13 protein-coding genes are annotated in these 12,455 nt (G+C 61.3%); 12 read left to right on the top strand and 1 reads right to left on the bottom strand.

Annotation, left to right across the window (positions count from 1 at the left end):
- The first annotated feature begins 7 nt into the window (after positions 1 to 7).
- The 12 genes from ACX82Z_RS13370 to ACX82Z_RS13315 all read left to right on the top strand — a co-directional run bounded on the left by ACX82Z_RS13370 (position 8) and on the right by ACX82Z_RS13315 (position 10,784).
- Positions 8 to 454: a MerR family transcriptional regulator gene (locus ACX82Z_RS13370; RefSeq protein WP_459589486.1), complete on the top strand. Its 447-nt coding sequence runs from the start codon at positions 8 to 10 to the stop codon at positions 452 to 454.
- Positions 455 to 634: 180 nt separating this feature from the next.
- Positions 635 to 2,431 (top strand): acyl-CoA dehydrogenase C-terminal domain-containing protein, encoded by a 1,797-nt coding sequence (locus ACX82Z_RS13365; protein ID WP_459589484.1) that lies wholly within the window; start codon positions 635 to 637, stop codon positions 2,429 to 2,431.
- 139 nt (positions 2,432 to 2,570) lie between these two features.
- On the top strand, positions 2,571 to 3,677 hold the full coding sequence (locus tag ACX82Z_RS13360) for an acyl-CoA dehydrogenase family protein (RefSeq protein WP_459911789.1): 1,107 nt from the start codon (positions 2,571 to 2,573) through the stop codon (positions 3,675 to 3,677).
- Positions 3,678 to 3,684: 7 nt separating this feature from the next.
- A complete protein-coding gene (locus ACX82Z_RS13355) occupies positions 3,685 to 4,161 on the top strand; it encodes an OsmC family protein (RefSeq protein WP_459589483.1) in 477 nt (158 codons plus the stop codon).
- Positions 4,158 to 5,366, top strand: a complete 1,209-nt coding sequence (locus ACX82Z_RS13350; protein ID WP_459589481.1) for an acetyl-CoA C-acetyltransferase — start codon at positions 4,158 to 4,160, stop codon at positions 5,364 to 5,366. The genes ACX82Z_RS13355 and ACX82Z_RS13350 overlap by 4 nt, the downstream gene beginning before the upstream one ends.
- A gap of 21 nt (positions 5,367 to 5,387) precedes the next feature.
- Complete coding sequence (locus ACX82Z_RS13345; RefSeq protein ID WP_459589480.1) at positions 5,388 to 7,601, top strand: 3-hydroxyacyl-CoA dehydrogenase NAD-binding domain-containing protein; 2,214 nt, start codon at positions 5,388 to 5,390, stop codon at positions 7,599 to 7,601.
- A gap of 122 nt (positions 7,602 to 7,723) precedes the next feature.
- Positions 7,724 to 8,266, top strand: a complete 543-nt coding sequence (locus tag ACX82Z_RS13340) for a thioesterase family protein (protein WP_459589478.1) — start codon at positions 7,724 to 7,726, stop codon at positions 8,264 to 8,266.
- A 43-nt stretch (positions 8,267 to 8,309) separates the two neighbouring features.
- Positions 8,310 to 8,516 (top strand): hypothetical protein, encoded by a 207-nt coding sequence (locus ACX82Z_RS13335; RefSeq protein ID WP_459589477.1) that lies wholly within the window; start codon positions 8,310 to 8,312, stop codon positions 8,514 to 8,516.
- Positions 8,506 to 8,814 carry a type II toxin-antitoxin system RelE/ParE family toxin gene (locus tag ACX82Z_RS13330; RefSeq protein WP_459589475.1) on the top strand — a complete coding sequence of 103 codons (309 nt, stop codon included), beginning with the start codon at positions 8,506 to 8,508 and terminating at the stop codon, positions 8,812 to 8,814. The genes ACX82Z_RS13335 and ACX82Z_RS13330 overlap by 11 nt, the downstream gene beginning before the upstream one ends.
- Positions 8,811 to 9,428 carry a DsbA family protein gene (locus tag ACX82Z_RS13325; RefSeq protein ID WP_459589473.1) on the top strand — a complete coding sequence of 206 codons (618 nt, stop codon included), beginning with the start codon at positions 8,811 to 8,813 and terminating at the stop codon, positions 9,426 to 9,428. The genes ACX82Z_RS13330 and ACX82Z_RS13325 overlap by 4 nt, the downstream gene beginning before the upstream one ends.
- A gap of 68 nt (positions 9,429 to 9,496) precedes the next feature.
- Positions 9,497 to 10,120 (top strand): S24 family peptidase, encoded by a 624-nt coding sequence (locus ACX82Z_RS13320; protein ID WP_459589472.1) that lies wholly within the window; start codon positions 9,497 to 9,499, stop codon positions 10,118 to 10,120.
- 1 nt (position 10,121) lies between these two features.
- The gene (locus ACX82Z_RS13315; protein WP_459589470.1) at positions 10,122 to 10,784 is read left to right on the top strand and encodes a thermonuclease family protein; all 663 of its coding nucleotides are present in this window, start codon (positions 10,122 to 10,124) and stop codon (positions 10,782 to 10,784) included.
- Here ACX82Z_RS13315 and ACX82Z_RS13310 read toward each other — a convergent pair whose 3' ends face one another.
- Positions 10,785 to 12,440, bottom strand: a complete 1,656-nt coding sequence (locus tag ACX82Z_RS13310; RefSeq protein ID WP_459589469.1) for a lysine--tRNA ligase — start codon at positions 12,438 to 12,440, stop codon at positions 10,785 to 10,787. It lies immediately after the preceding gene.
- Positions 12,441 to 12,455: the final 15 nt, after the last annotated feature.

Below are 12,455 nucleotides of genomic sequence, written 5' to 3'. Positions count from 1 at the left end.
AACTGACATGACCACCATGCCGGCTGGCTCGGACACGGCCTCCTTTTTCACTGCCGACGAGCAAAACGATGACCTGATGCGTATCGGCGACGTCGCGAAGATGTTCGACGTTTCGCTTCGCACCTTGCGCTTTTACGAAGACAAGGGCCTGATCCAGCCGAAGCGCGAAGGCATGACCCGCCTTTATTCCAGGCGCGACCTGTCGCGCCTTAAGCTGATCACGTTCGGCACGCGCGTCGGTTTCTCGCTGCGCGAGATCAAGCAGATGATGGATCTTTACGATCCGTCCGGCACGAATATGCGCCAGTATCGCTTCGTGCTCGACAAGTCCGAGCGCCAGATCACGCGGCTGGAAGAGCAGCGCCGTCAGCTCGATTCGGCGATCACCGAATTGCACGAGATGCGCGAAGGCGTCCGCACGATGGTCGAGGAGCGGCAGCGCAACGCTGCATAATCGCTGTTCGTCAACGTGAATTCGAAGGGGTCGGCATCGCCGGCCTCTTTTTCGTATCCGCATGTAAAAACTTTGACGTTTACGCAAACGTCAAAGTTTGATAGAAATCCCTTCGACCAAGTGCCCCATCGGCCGCGTCCGATCCGGGGGCTCGTTACAGGCTTCTTTCGGAGGATTTCGATGCCGACTTACAAGGCACCCGTCGCGGATACGCTTTTCGTTCTCAACGACGTTCTGGGTTACGAGCGCTACGGCAATCTTGCCGGTTTCGCCGATGCGACGCCCGACGTTCTGGAAGCGATCCTCGAAGAAGGCGCGAAGCTCGCCGAAAACGTGCTCCATCCCTTGAATCGCGTTGGCGACGAGGAAGGCTGCACGCGCAATTCCGACGCGTCGGTGACGACGCCGAAGGGCTTCAAGGAAGCGTACGGCCAGTATCGCGAAGGCGGTTGGATGGGCCTTGCCGTGCCCGCAGAATATGGCGGGCAAGGGCTTCCCTATACGGTCCATTCGGCGGTCGGCGAATACATGTCGTCGGCCAACATGGCGCTGATGATGTATCCGGGACTGACGCAGGGCGCGGTCGCGGCGATCCTCGCCCATGGCTCCGAGGAGCAGAAGCAGACCTACGTGCCGAAGATGGTCGACGGAATATGGACCGGCACCATGAACCTGACGGAGCCGCATTGCGGCACCGATCTGGGCCTGTTGCGAACGCGCGCCGTGCCGAACGGCAATGGCGGCTACAAGATTTCCGGCCAGAAGATTTTCATCTCGGCTGGCGAACACGACATGTCGGACAACATCATCCATTTGGTGCTCGCCCGCATCGAAGGCGCGCCGGAAGGCGTAAAGGGCATTTCGCTGTTCATCGTGCCGAAGTTCAAGCTCGATGCGAACGGCAATCCCGGCGAGAAGAACGGCGTGTCCTGTGGTTCCATCGAGGAAAAGATGGGCATCCACGGCAACGCTACCTGCGTCATGAATTACGACGAGGCCGAAGGCTATCTGATCGGGCAGGAGCATGGGGGCCTGAAAGCCATGTTCGTCATGATGAACGAAGCACGTCTCGGCGTCGGCCTTCAAGGCCTGTCGATCTCCGAAATCGCCTATCAGAATGCCGTGACCTACGCGAAGGATCGCTTGCAGGGCCGTTCGCTTTCCGGCGCGAAGGAGCCGGAAAAGAAGGCCGATCGGATCATCGTCCACCCCGACATTCGCCGCAAGCTGATGACCATGCGCGCCATCAACGAGGCGGGTCGCGCGCTGATCCTGTGGACCGCGCTGAAATCCGACGTCGCCCATCGTTCCGATGACGAAAAGGCGCGCGAGCAGGCGGAAGATCACATGAGCCTGATGACGCCGGTCATCAAGGGCGTGCTGACCGACAAGGGCTTCGACAACGCCGTGATGGCGCAGCAGGTCTATGGCGGTCACGGCTACATCGAGGAATGGGGCATGAGCCAGTTCGTGCGCGACGCCCGCATCGCCCAGATTTATGAAGGTGCGAACGGCATCCAGGCGCTCGATCTCGTCGGCCGTAAGCTCGGTGCGAACGGCGGCCGTGCGGTGCAGGCGTTCTTCGCCGAGGTCGGCGCGTTCTGCGAGGAAAACCGCGGTGACGAGAAGCTGGCACCGTTCACCAAGTCGCTGAAGAAAGGCCTCAACGATTTGCAGGCCGCGACCATGTGGCTGATGCAGAACGCCATGGGCAAGCCGGACAATGCAGGTGCCGCCTCGACCGACTACATGCACCTCTTCGGCCTCGTCTCGCTCGGCTATATGTGGGGCATGATGGCGAAATCCGCGCAGGAGAAACTCGCCGCCGGCGCGAACGGCTCGTCCGAATTCTGCGAAAACAAGATCGCAACGGCGCGTTTTTATTTCGACCGGGTCATGCCGGAGAGCGCGGCGCATCTGGCACGCATCTCGACCGGCGCGGATTCGATGATGGCGCTCAACGTCGAGGCGTTCTAGGCTTTCTTCTATCGACGCCCGGCCTGTCCGGGCGTCGATCGCTTTCGTCGCAAAACGATCGGAGGAGATCGAGTTGACTGCCCATCCCGCCAATATTCTCGGCCTGCCGAAGCCCGCATGGGCAGGCGACGACGTCGCCATGCTCTATGATATGGCGGAAAAGTTCCTCGATGCCGAAATCGCACCGCGCTACGAGGAGTTCGAAAAGAACGAGATGTTCGACCGGGAAAGCTGGCGAAAGGCGGGAGAGGCGGGGCTTCTCTGCGCTTCGATGCCGGAGGAATATGGCGGCTCGGGCGGCACCTTCGCCCATGAAAGCGCGATCATCGAGGCCATCGGCCATGTTGGCGTCGACGGCTTCGGCATATCGCTGCATAACTCCATCGTCGCCCCTTACATCCTCCATTACGGCTCGGAGGAGCAGAAGAAGAAGTGGCTGCCGAAAATGGCGACCGGCGAACTCATCGGCGCGATCGCCATGACCGAGCCGGGCGCGGGCTCCGACCTTCAGGGCGTCAAGACGCGCGCCGAAAAGGACGGCAATCACTACCGTCTCAACGGCTCGAAGACCTTCATCACCAATGGCCAGCTTGCCAATCTCATCATCGTCGTCACCAAGACCGACCCTGCGGCCGGCGCGAAGGGCACCTCGCTGATCGTCGTGGAGACGAACGACGCCGATGGTTTCGAGCGCGGCCGAAATCTCGACAAGATCGGCCTGAAATCCAACGACACGTCGGAGCTTTTCTTCAACGATGTGCGCGTCCCGACCTCGAACCTGCTTGGCACCGAGGAAGGGCAGGGCTTCGTTCAGTTGATGCAGCAATTGCCGCAGGAGCGCCTGCAGATCGGAACGGGTGCGATCGCCATGATCGAGCGCGCTCTAGCGCTGACCATCGATTACGTCAAGGAGCGCAAGGCGTTCGGCAAGGCGGTCATCGATTTCCAGAACACGCAGTTCAAGCTGGCCGAACTCAAGACCGAAGCGACCATCGGTCGCGTTTTCTACAATGATTGCGTGACGCGCCACATAAATGGCGGCCTCGATCCGGTCACGGCATCGATGGCGAAGTATTGGCTGTCCGATCTTCAGAACAAGATCGTCGACGAATGCCTGCAACTCTTCGGCGGCTATGGCTATATGAACGAATATCCGATCGCCCGCATGTTCCGCGACGCGCGCGTCCAGCGCATTTACGGCGGAACGAACGAAATCATGAAACTCCTGATCGCCAGAAGCCTTTAAGGAAGACATGTCGAAACACATCGCAGAAGTGGTCTGGACCGCGCGCCCCGAGGATGATTTTGCCTCGGGCCGATATTCGCGCGCCCACACGATCCGCTTCGACGGCGGTGCGGTTGTGTCGGGCTCGCCATCGCCGGGCGTGGTGCCGGCACCGTGGTCGGACGAGGCGGCGGTCGATCCCGAGGAGATGTTTGTCGCCTCGCTATCCACCTGCCATATGCTTTGGTTTCTGGATTTCGCGCGCCGTGCCGGCGTCGTCATTCGCGCCTATCGCGACACGGCAGAAGGCGTGATGGAGAAGAACGAAAAGGGCCGGATAGCGATCACGAAGGTGGTGCTGCGTCCGTCCATAGAAACGGATGCGGACGCGGCGGCAATCGCCGAACTGCATCAAAAGGCGCATGAGGCCTGTTTCATTGCCAATTCGGTCACGACCGACGTGACGGTCGATGCCGATTTCGAGAATCAGAGGAGAAACACATGACCGACGTATTCGTCTATGACGCCGTGCGCACGCCGCGCGGCCGCGGCAAGAAGGACGGCTCGCTGCACGAAGTGCCGGCCGTGCGCCTCGGCGCAAAAGTGCTGGAAGCCGTGCGTGACCGAAACAACATCGACACAGCCAATGTCGACGACATTATCTTCGGCTGTGTCGATCCGGTTGGCGAGGCCGGTTCCGTCATTCCGCGTTCGGCCGCCTTCGAGGCGCGCTACGACAACAAGGCTCCCGGCATCCAGCTCTCGCGCTTTTGTGCGTCGGGCCTCGACGCGATCAATCTCGGCGCGGCCAAGATCGCCGGCGGTTCGGACGAACTCGTCATCGCGGGCGGCGTGGAATCCATGTCCCGCGTCGGCATGGGCATGTCGGGCGGTGCCTGGTTCATGGACCCGTCGGTCGGCCTGCCGGGCTATTTCGTTCCGCAGGGCGTCTCGGCAGACCTGATCGCGACGAAATACGGATTTTCCCGCGACGACGTCGACGCCTATGCCGTCGAAAGCCAGAAGCGCGCGGCCAATTCCTGGGAGAAGGGCTACTTCAAGAACTCGGTCGTGCCGATCAAGGACCAGAACGGCCTGACGATCCTCGACCACGACGAGCATATGCGCCCGTCGACGGACATGCAGTCGCTGGCTTCGCTCAACCCATCCTTCGTGATGCCCGGCGAGATGGGCGGCTTCAACGCGGTCGCCATCCAGCGCCACCCGGAAGTCGAAGCGATCAACCACGTCCACCATGCGGGCAATTCGTCCGGCATCGTCGATGGTGCAGCAGCCGTTCTGCTCGGTTCGAAGGAAGGCGGCGAGAAAATCGGCGCCAAGCCGCGTGCTCGCATCAAGGCGTTCACCAATATCGGCTCCGAGCCGGCGATCATGCTGACCGGCCCGGTCGACGTGACGGAGAAACTGCTGGAGCGTGCCGGCATGCAGCTTTCCGACATCGATCTGTTCGAACTGAACGAGGCATTCGCCTCGGTTGTCCTGCGCTACATGCAGGCATTCGACATTCCGCACGACAAGATCAACGTCAATGGCGGCGCGATCGCCATGGGCCATCCGCTCGGCGCGACCGGCGCGATGATCTTCGGCACGGTTCTCGATGAATTGGAGCGCCGCAATCTCAACACGGCTCTCGTGACCTTGTGCATCGGCGCGGGTATGGGCACCGCGACGATCATCGAGCGCGTTTGAGCGGACGGAGGAGACAGAAAAATGGCTGACTATAAGAACTTCACCGTCGAAACCGATGCCGACGGCATCGCACTCGTCACCTGGGACATGCCGGATCGCTCGATGAATGTCTTCACCGAAGAGGTGATGGACGAACTCGACAAGATCATCGATCAGGTCGTCGCCGACGACGCGGTCAAGGGCGCGGTCATCACCTCGGGCAAGGACACCTTCTCGGGCGGTGCGGACTTGACCATGCTCAACAAGATGCTCGGCATCTTCCAGAAAGAGCAGGCCAACGATCCCGACGCCGCCATGAAGATGCTGTTCGACGGCGCGGGCCGCATGTCGTGGCTGTGGCGCAAGCTGGAAACCTGCGGCAAACCGTGGGTCTCGGCCATCAATGGCGTGTGCATGGGCGGCGCGTTCGAGCTTTCGCTTGCCTGCCATGGCCGTGTCGCTGCCGATAGCGACAAGGTCAAGATGGCCCTGCCGGAAGTGAAGGTCGGCATTTTCCCCGGTGCCGGCGGCACGCAGCGCGTCCCGCGTCTGGCCGATCCGCAGTCGGCGCTCCAAATGCTGACCTCGGGCCAGAACCTGTCGCCGAAAAAGGCGAAGGGCATGAACCTGATTCACGAAATCTCCGCACCGGACGCGCTGATCGACACCGCCAAGGGCATGATCAAGAATGGCCTCAAAGCCGTTCAGCCATGGGACGAAAAGGGCTTCAAGCTGCCGGGCGGTCCCGTCTATTCGGCTGCCGGCGCAAACCTCTGGCCGCCGGCAATCGCGATCCTGCGCCGCGAAACCTACGGAAATTATCCGAACGCCGCCGCGATCCTGAAATGCGCCTATGAGGGGCTGCTGGTTCCCTTCGACACCGCGCTCAAGATCGAGCAGCGCTATTTCACGGAAATCCTGCGCTCGACCGAAGCGGCGATGATGATCCGTTCGCTGTTCATTTCCTTGCAGGAACTGAACAAGGGCGCGCGCCGTCCCGATGGCATCGAACCGACGAAATTCTCGAAGATCGGCGTTCTGGGCGCGGGTTTCATGGGCGCGGGCATTGCTTTCGTCACCGCCAAAGCAGGCATTCCCGTTGTGCTTTTGGACCGCGACACGGCGTCCGCCGAAAAGGGCAAGGCGCATTCGGCCGGCCTGATGGACGGCGCGATCAAGAAGGGTCGCGCCACCGAGGACGAGAAGGAAAAGCTTCTCTCGCTGATCACGCCGACCGACGATTATGCGCAGCTCGACGGCTGCGACCTCGTCATCGAGGCCGTGTTCGAGGATTCGGAAGTCAAGAAAAGCGCGACCGAGCAGACCGAGGCGGTCATCGCAGACAGCGCGATCTTCGCCTCCAACACCTCGACCATTCCGATTTCCGGTCTGGCGAAAAACTCGAAGCGTCCCGACAAGTTCATCGGCATCCACTTCTTCTCGCCAGTCGACAGGATGATGCTCGTCGAAATCATTCTGGGCGAAAAGACCGAGGACAAGGCGCTGGCGACCGCCATCGACTATGTCCGCGCGATCAAGAAGACGCCGATCGTCGTCAACGACACGCGCGGTTTCTACGTCAATCGCTGCGTGCTGCGCTACATGTCGGAAGCGTTCAAGATGCTGATCGAGGGCGTGCCGCCTGCGATGATCGAGAACGCGGCGAAGATGGCCGGCATGCCGGTCGGCCCGCTCGCGCTCACCGACGAGACGGCCATCGACCTTGCGCAGAAGATCATGAAGCAGACAATCCGCGACATGGGCGAGGCAGCCGTCGATCCCAGGCAGTTCGAACTGATCAACAATATGGTCGACACGCATGGACGCCATGGCCGCAAGAACGGCAAGGGCTTCTACGACTACCCGGCAAAGCCCGCGAAGAAGCATCTGTGGCCCGAGTTGAAGACGCTTTATCCGCAGCAAGATGCCGACAGCATCGATGTCGAGGAGTTGAAGCAGCGCTTCCTCGTCGTCATCGCGCTGGAAGCGGCGCGCGTGATGGAGGAGGGCATCGTCACCGACCCGCGCGAAGCGGATGTCGGCTCGATCCTCGCCTTCGGCTTCGCGCCCTATACAGGCGGTGCGCTCTCTTACATCGACGGCATGGGCGTGAAGAACTTCGTTGCGCTCGCCGAAAAGCTCGGGGCCGAATACGGCAAGGAATTCGACGTGCCGAAGCTGTTGAAGGACATGGCCGCGAGGGGCGAGACCTTCTACCAGCGCTTCGACCCGTATGGAAAAAAGCAGGCGGCCTGATCCGCTTGATCCGACAATCGGCCGGGCGGGCAACTGCCCGGTCTTTTTTTGAGCAATTTCAGGAAAAGTGCGAAGCGGTTTTCCGTCCGAAATTGCGGGAAATCAAATGTGGGGTGACGGCGATGTATGTCTGGGGGCGTCTTGCGCGCATGGTGGCGACGGCGAAGTCGCGGGGGCCTTTCGTGCCAGGTGACGAGAGCCGCCTGCATTTTCGGTGCCTGCCATCCGATATCGACCGCAACATGCATCTGAACAATGCTCGCTACATGATGCTGGCCGATGTCGGCCGCGTCGACATCTTCCTGCGCCTTGGCTTTTTGAGGCTCGCCCGCGAAAAGGGATGGGGGCCGATGATGGGCGGCCTGCAATCGGTCTATGTGCGCGAGATCAAGCTTTGGAAGCGCTTTGAGGTTGTATCGACCGTCGAGACGTGGACGGACCGCCAGATGATCGGCCGGCATCGCTTCCTGCTCGAAGACGGTCAGACCGCAGCGGTCATCATGACGACTGCCGGTGTCTACGATCGCACGAACCGACGTTTCGTACCGATGGACGAGGTTATCGCCGGGCTCGGGATCGACGCGACACCGCGCCCGCTCGTGCCTCAGGAGGAAGCTTTCCTTACTTCTCATCAAGGCTTGCGGGAACTGGCGAAGACGGATTGAATTGATTATCCTGTAACCAGCGTTCCACAAAAGGACCGGCTCGATGAGCAAAATGGAACTGGCGCTCCGCGCCGCCGAAAAGCTGCCGCCGCAGATGCAGGACAAGCTTGCCGAGGATCTCCTGCATTACATCGACAAATATCTTGCCTTGCAGGAACAACTGGCGATCGGCATCGAGCAGGCGGATCGGGGCGAGGTTGTTTCAGGCGAAGAGGTTTTCGCAAGGTTGAGGGCAAAGTTTGCCGCTTGAACTCGCCTTCACGCGCCAGGCCGAAACGGACTTTGAAGATATCGCGACATTCGTCTCGCATCGTTCCATGCGGGGAGCCCTTACTTTCGTCGAGAGTATTGAACGTGCATCCGGCATAATCGGCAACCACCCGCATGCCGGACGCCTCGCGCCCGAAACCGGTAACGCGCAGGTGCGGCGTTTTGCGATACCACCCTATTCAATCTACTATCGAATTTTGAACGATCGCTTGGAAATTCTCAGGCTTCTTCACGGGGCCCGTGACCTCAACGAAGCTGATTTTGAAGAGATTTCATGACCAAAACCATCGACTACTATTTCATCTGCTCCTCGCCTTATGCCTATCTCGGCCACAAGGCGTTTCACGATCTGGCCGTCCGCCATGGCGCTGAAATTCGCTACCGACCGATCGACATAACCGGCGTCTGGGCGAATTCGGGATCGGTTCCGCTCGGCCAGCGCACGCCGTTGCGCCAGCGCTATCGCCGCGTCGAGTTGCAGCGCTTTGCCGAATGGCGCGATCTGCCGCTCGAACTGGAGCCGAAATTCTTTCCCGTCGATTCCGCGCTCGCCGACAAAGTCGCGATCGCGCTTTACGAGGCCGGACGCGATCCGGCGGGCTATATCTGGCGCGCGCATCGCGGTGTCTGGGCGGCAAGCGAAAACATCGCCGATGCCGGGCAACTCGCTTCTTATCTCGAAGCCGAAGGCCATGACGCCAAGGAGTTCATCGACTTCGCGCAAGGCACACGCGCCGAGGAACTGCGGCAGGCCAATACGACGGAAGCCGCCGATAGCGATGCCGTCGGCGCACCCGTTTATGTCTACGAGGGCGAACCGTTCTGGGGGCAGGACCGGCTTGATCTTCTCGATCGCATGCTGGAAACGAAACGCGCTCCGTTCCGCTCCTGAAGGACTGGACAGGACAGACGGTCCGCGTTAACGTCTGAAGGTATTTTTTCCTCTTTTGGAAGGCGAACATGCTTTCGCACGAGAAGGTCTGGTCCGCGATCGACGCACTTGCCGTGCGCCATTCGCTCTCGGCGTCGGGTCTCGCCAAGCGGGCCGGGCTCGATTCCACGGCTTTCAATAAATCCAAGCGGCAGTCGGCCGATGGTCGCCCGCGCTGGCCTTCGACCGAATCCATCGCCAAGATCATGGATGCAACCGGGGAAACACTCGATGGGTTCTTCGGCCTCATCAAGGGATCGGGCGCGGCTGCGACGGTGCCGTTGATCGGCTTCGCGCAGGCGGGCGCGGGCGGTTATTTCGACGACGCCGGCTTTCCGGCCGGCCATGGCTGGGACGAGGTTCCATTGCCTGCCGGCGCGAGCGAGGGAGCTTACGCTTTGCAGGTGCAGGGCGATTCCATGTTGCCGCTCTATCGTGACGGCGATGTCGTAATCGTTGATCCCGCCGCGCAGATCAGGAAGGGCGACCGCGTTGTCGCCAAGACCTCGGCGGGCGAGGTGACGGCCAAGATACTCGCGCGCAAGACCAGCAAGGTCGTGGAGTTGCAATCGCTCAATCCCGAGCACCCCGACCGCACACTTCCCGCCGCGGACATCGTGTGGATGGCGCGCATCGTGTGGGCGAGCCAGTAGCATGCGCCTTGCCGGCCTTCTGACTGGCATCGGCGGCATCGTTCTCGTCAGCGCGGTCGTGTTCGGCTGGGGGCAGAGCCAGCGCACAGCGATCCCCATGCCCGAGACGGATTTTCCCCCTGAAGAGACACAGATCGAGGAGCAGGTCGCGCCAACGGCCTCGCAACCCGTTCCCGATGTCACCGCACCACGAGCGCCCATCACCGAATTCGAGCGCATCGCGCCGCGGGAGCCGTTGTCGCCGCTCGGCGCGCCGGAAGACCCGGCGACACGTCCGCCACGCGAAACGCTGTTGCATCGTCCGGTCGTGATCGCTGCGGGTGAATTCGAGGCGCAGGGCCATCGCGTGGCGCTGGAGGGGATCGAAATCGTGCAACCGGAAGAGACATGCGAGCGCAGCGGGCGAAGCTGGCCTTGCGGCGTCTATGCCCGCACAGCCTTTCGCAATTATCTGCGTGGGAGGTCGATTTCCTGCACGGTTCCGGGCATGCCTGGCGAGGAAATCGTCGTCAGCCGCTGCATGATCGGCAACGCCGATCCGGCTGCATGGCTCGTCGCGCAAGGCTGGGCACGCGCCGCATCGGGCGGACCTTATGAGGAGCAGCAAAGTGAGGCAATCGAGGGGCGGCGCGGCGTCCATGCCGCCGCGCCTGCCGCGAATTGACTATTTCAATTCGCCCTTGAGCGCCTGTTCGATCAGCTCGCGCGTGTTGTCGATGCCGTAAAGCGCGGCGAACGAGCCGAAGCGCGGGCCGCGTTCCTGCCCCAGCAGCACCTGATAGATCATCTGGAAGAACGCGACCGAAACTCCGGGGCCGCCGGTCGGGCTTTGCTTCTTGTGATCCTGATAGCGCTCGATCCCGCGCGCGACATCGAGCGCGGCATTCTGGATCGCCTCGCCATCCGCGCCGGTCGGCAATTCGCCGAGCTTCGCCGACAGCGCGGTGAGCGCGGCGCGCTCTTCCTCGTCCGGCGCACGGAACTGCTTGGACGGCTTCACGAAATCGTCGAAATAGCGGATCGCGTAGCCGACGAGTCGGTCGAGTTCGGGGTGGCTCTGCGCGGTTACGCCATCGGCATGGCGCGAGATGAAGCCCCACAGAACTGCCTTGTCATGTGCGTTGGACGCCGAGACGAGGTTGAGCAGCAGTGCGAACGACACCGGCAGTTCGATCTGCGGCGGGTTGCCGTCATGGATGTGCCAGACCGGATTTCCGAGCCGCTCCTTCCAGTCCTGTCGCTGATAGGCGGCGAGAAACTGATAATACTCATCGACCGCGCGCGGGATGACGTCGAAATAGAGCTTCTTGGCCTGGCGCGGACGCTGGAACATGTAGAGCGCGAGGCTTTCGGTCGGCGCGTAGGTCAGCCACTCGTCGATGGTCAATCCGTTGCCCTTCGACTTCGAAATCTTCTGACCGTTTTCGTCGAGGAAAAGCTCGTAGACGAAGTGCTCTGGTGCGGTGCCGCTGAGCGCTTCGCAGATCGCGTCGTAGACGCCCATATTCGGCCCGTGGTCCTTGCCGAACATTTCGAAATCGACGCCGAGTGCGGCCCAGCGCGCACCGAAATCGGGCTTCCATTGCAGCTTCACCTTGCCGCCAGTAACGGACAACGTCGTCTCCACGCCATCCTCGTCGTCGAAGGTGATGGTCGCGTTTTCGGCATCCACCTTCTTCATCGGCACGTAGAGCACGCGGCCGGATTTGGGCGAGATCGGCAGGAAGGGCGAATAGGTCGCGCGGCGTTCTTCGCCGAGCGTTGGCAGCATGATCGCCATGATGTCGTCGTAGCGTTCGGCGACGCGCTTCAAGATCGCGTCGAGCTTGCCGGAATTGTAATAGTCCGTCGCACTGGCGAAGTCGTAGTCGAAGCGGAATGCGTCAAGGAAACGGCGCAGCATCGTGTTGTTGTGATCGCCGAAGCTTTTGTAATCGCCGCCGAATGGGTTCGGCACGACGGTCAGCGGCATGTGCAGATAAGGCTCAAGCGCCGCCCGGTCCGGTACGTTGTCGGGGATTTTGCGCATTCCGTCCATGTCGTCGGAAAAGCACAGGAGCTTGGTCGCAACCTTGTCTTCCGTCAGGATGCGGAACGCGTGGCGCACCATCGTCGTGCGCGCGACCTCGCCGAACGTGCCGATATGCGGCAGGCCGGACGGGCCGTAGCCGGTCTCGAACAGCACCGTTTCCGGCCAGTCCTTGCCCTCATAGCGTTTGACGATCTTGCGCGCTTCCTCGAACGGCCAGGCTTTGGAGGCATGGGCCGCTTCGAGAATTTCGGGTGTCAAATGGAGCGCGTTCGATCCTGTGGTCGCCATGGTGTTGAGATCCGT

This window comes from Aliihoeflea sp. PC F10.4 (assembly GCF_054612275.1).
This window is presented reverse-complemented; position numbering and strand designations above follow the sequence as displayed.

Bases quoted from the DNA above. Each gene is read 5' to 3' on its own strand.
- ACX82Z_RS13315 (WP_459589470.1), top strand. From the start codon at position 10,122: ATGCGCCTTGCCGGCCTTCTGACTGGCATCGGCGGCATCGTTCTCGTC.
- ACX82Z_RS13345 (WP_459589480.1), top strand. From the start codon at position 5,388: ATGGCTGACTATAAGAACTTCACCGTCGAAACCGATGCCGACGGCATC.
- ACX82Z_RS13365 (WP_459589484.1), top strand. From the start codon at position 635: ATGCCGACTTACAAGGCACCCGTCGCGGATACGCTTTTCGTTCTCAAC.
- ACX82Z_RS13325 (WP_459589473.1), top strand. From the start codon at position 8,811: ATGACCAAAACCATCGACTACTATTTCATCTGCTCCTCGCCTTATGCC.
- ACX82Z_RS13320 (WP_459589472.1), top strand. From the start codon at position 9,497: ATGCTTTCGCACGAGAAGGTCTGGTCCGCGATCGACGCACTTGCCGTG.
- ACX82Z_RS13370 (WP_459589486.1), top strand. From the start codon at position 8: ATGACCACCATGCCGGCTGGCTCGGACACGGCCTCCTTTTTCACTGCC.
- ACX82Z_RS13340 (WP_459589478.1), top strand. From the start codon at position 7,724: ATGTATGTCTGGGGGCGTCTTGCGCGCATGGTGGCGACGGCGAAGTCG.
- ACX82Z_RS13335 (WP_459589477.1), top strand. From the start codon at position 8,310: ATGAGCAAAATGGAACTGGCGCTCCGCGCCGCCGAAAAGCTGCCGCCG.
- ACX82Z_RS13360 (WP_459911789.1), top strand. From the start codon at position 2,571: ATGCTCTATGATATGGCGGAAAAGTTCCTCGATGCCGAAATCGCACCG.
- ACX82Z_RS13310 (WP_459589469.1), bottom strand. From the start codon at position 12,440: ATGGCGACCACAGGATCGAACGCGCTCCATTTGACACCCGAAATTCTC.
- ACX82Z_RS13355 (WP_459589483.1), top strand. From the start codon at position 3,685: ATGTCGAAACACATCGCAGAAGTGGTCTGGACCGCGCGCCCCGAGGAT.
- ACX82Z_RS13350 (WP_459589481.1), top strand. From the start codon at position 4,158: ATGACCGACGTATTCGTCTATGACGCCGTGCGCACGCCGCGCGGCCGC.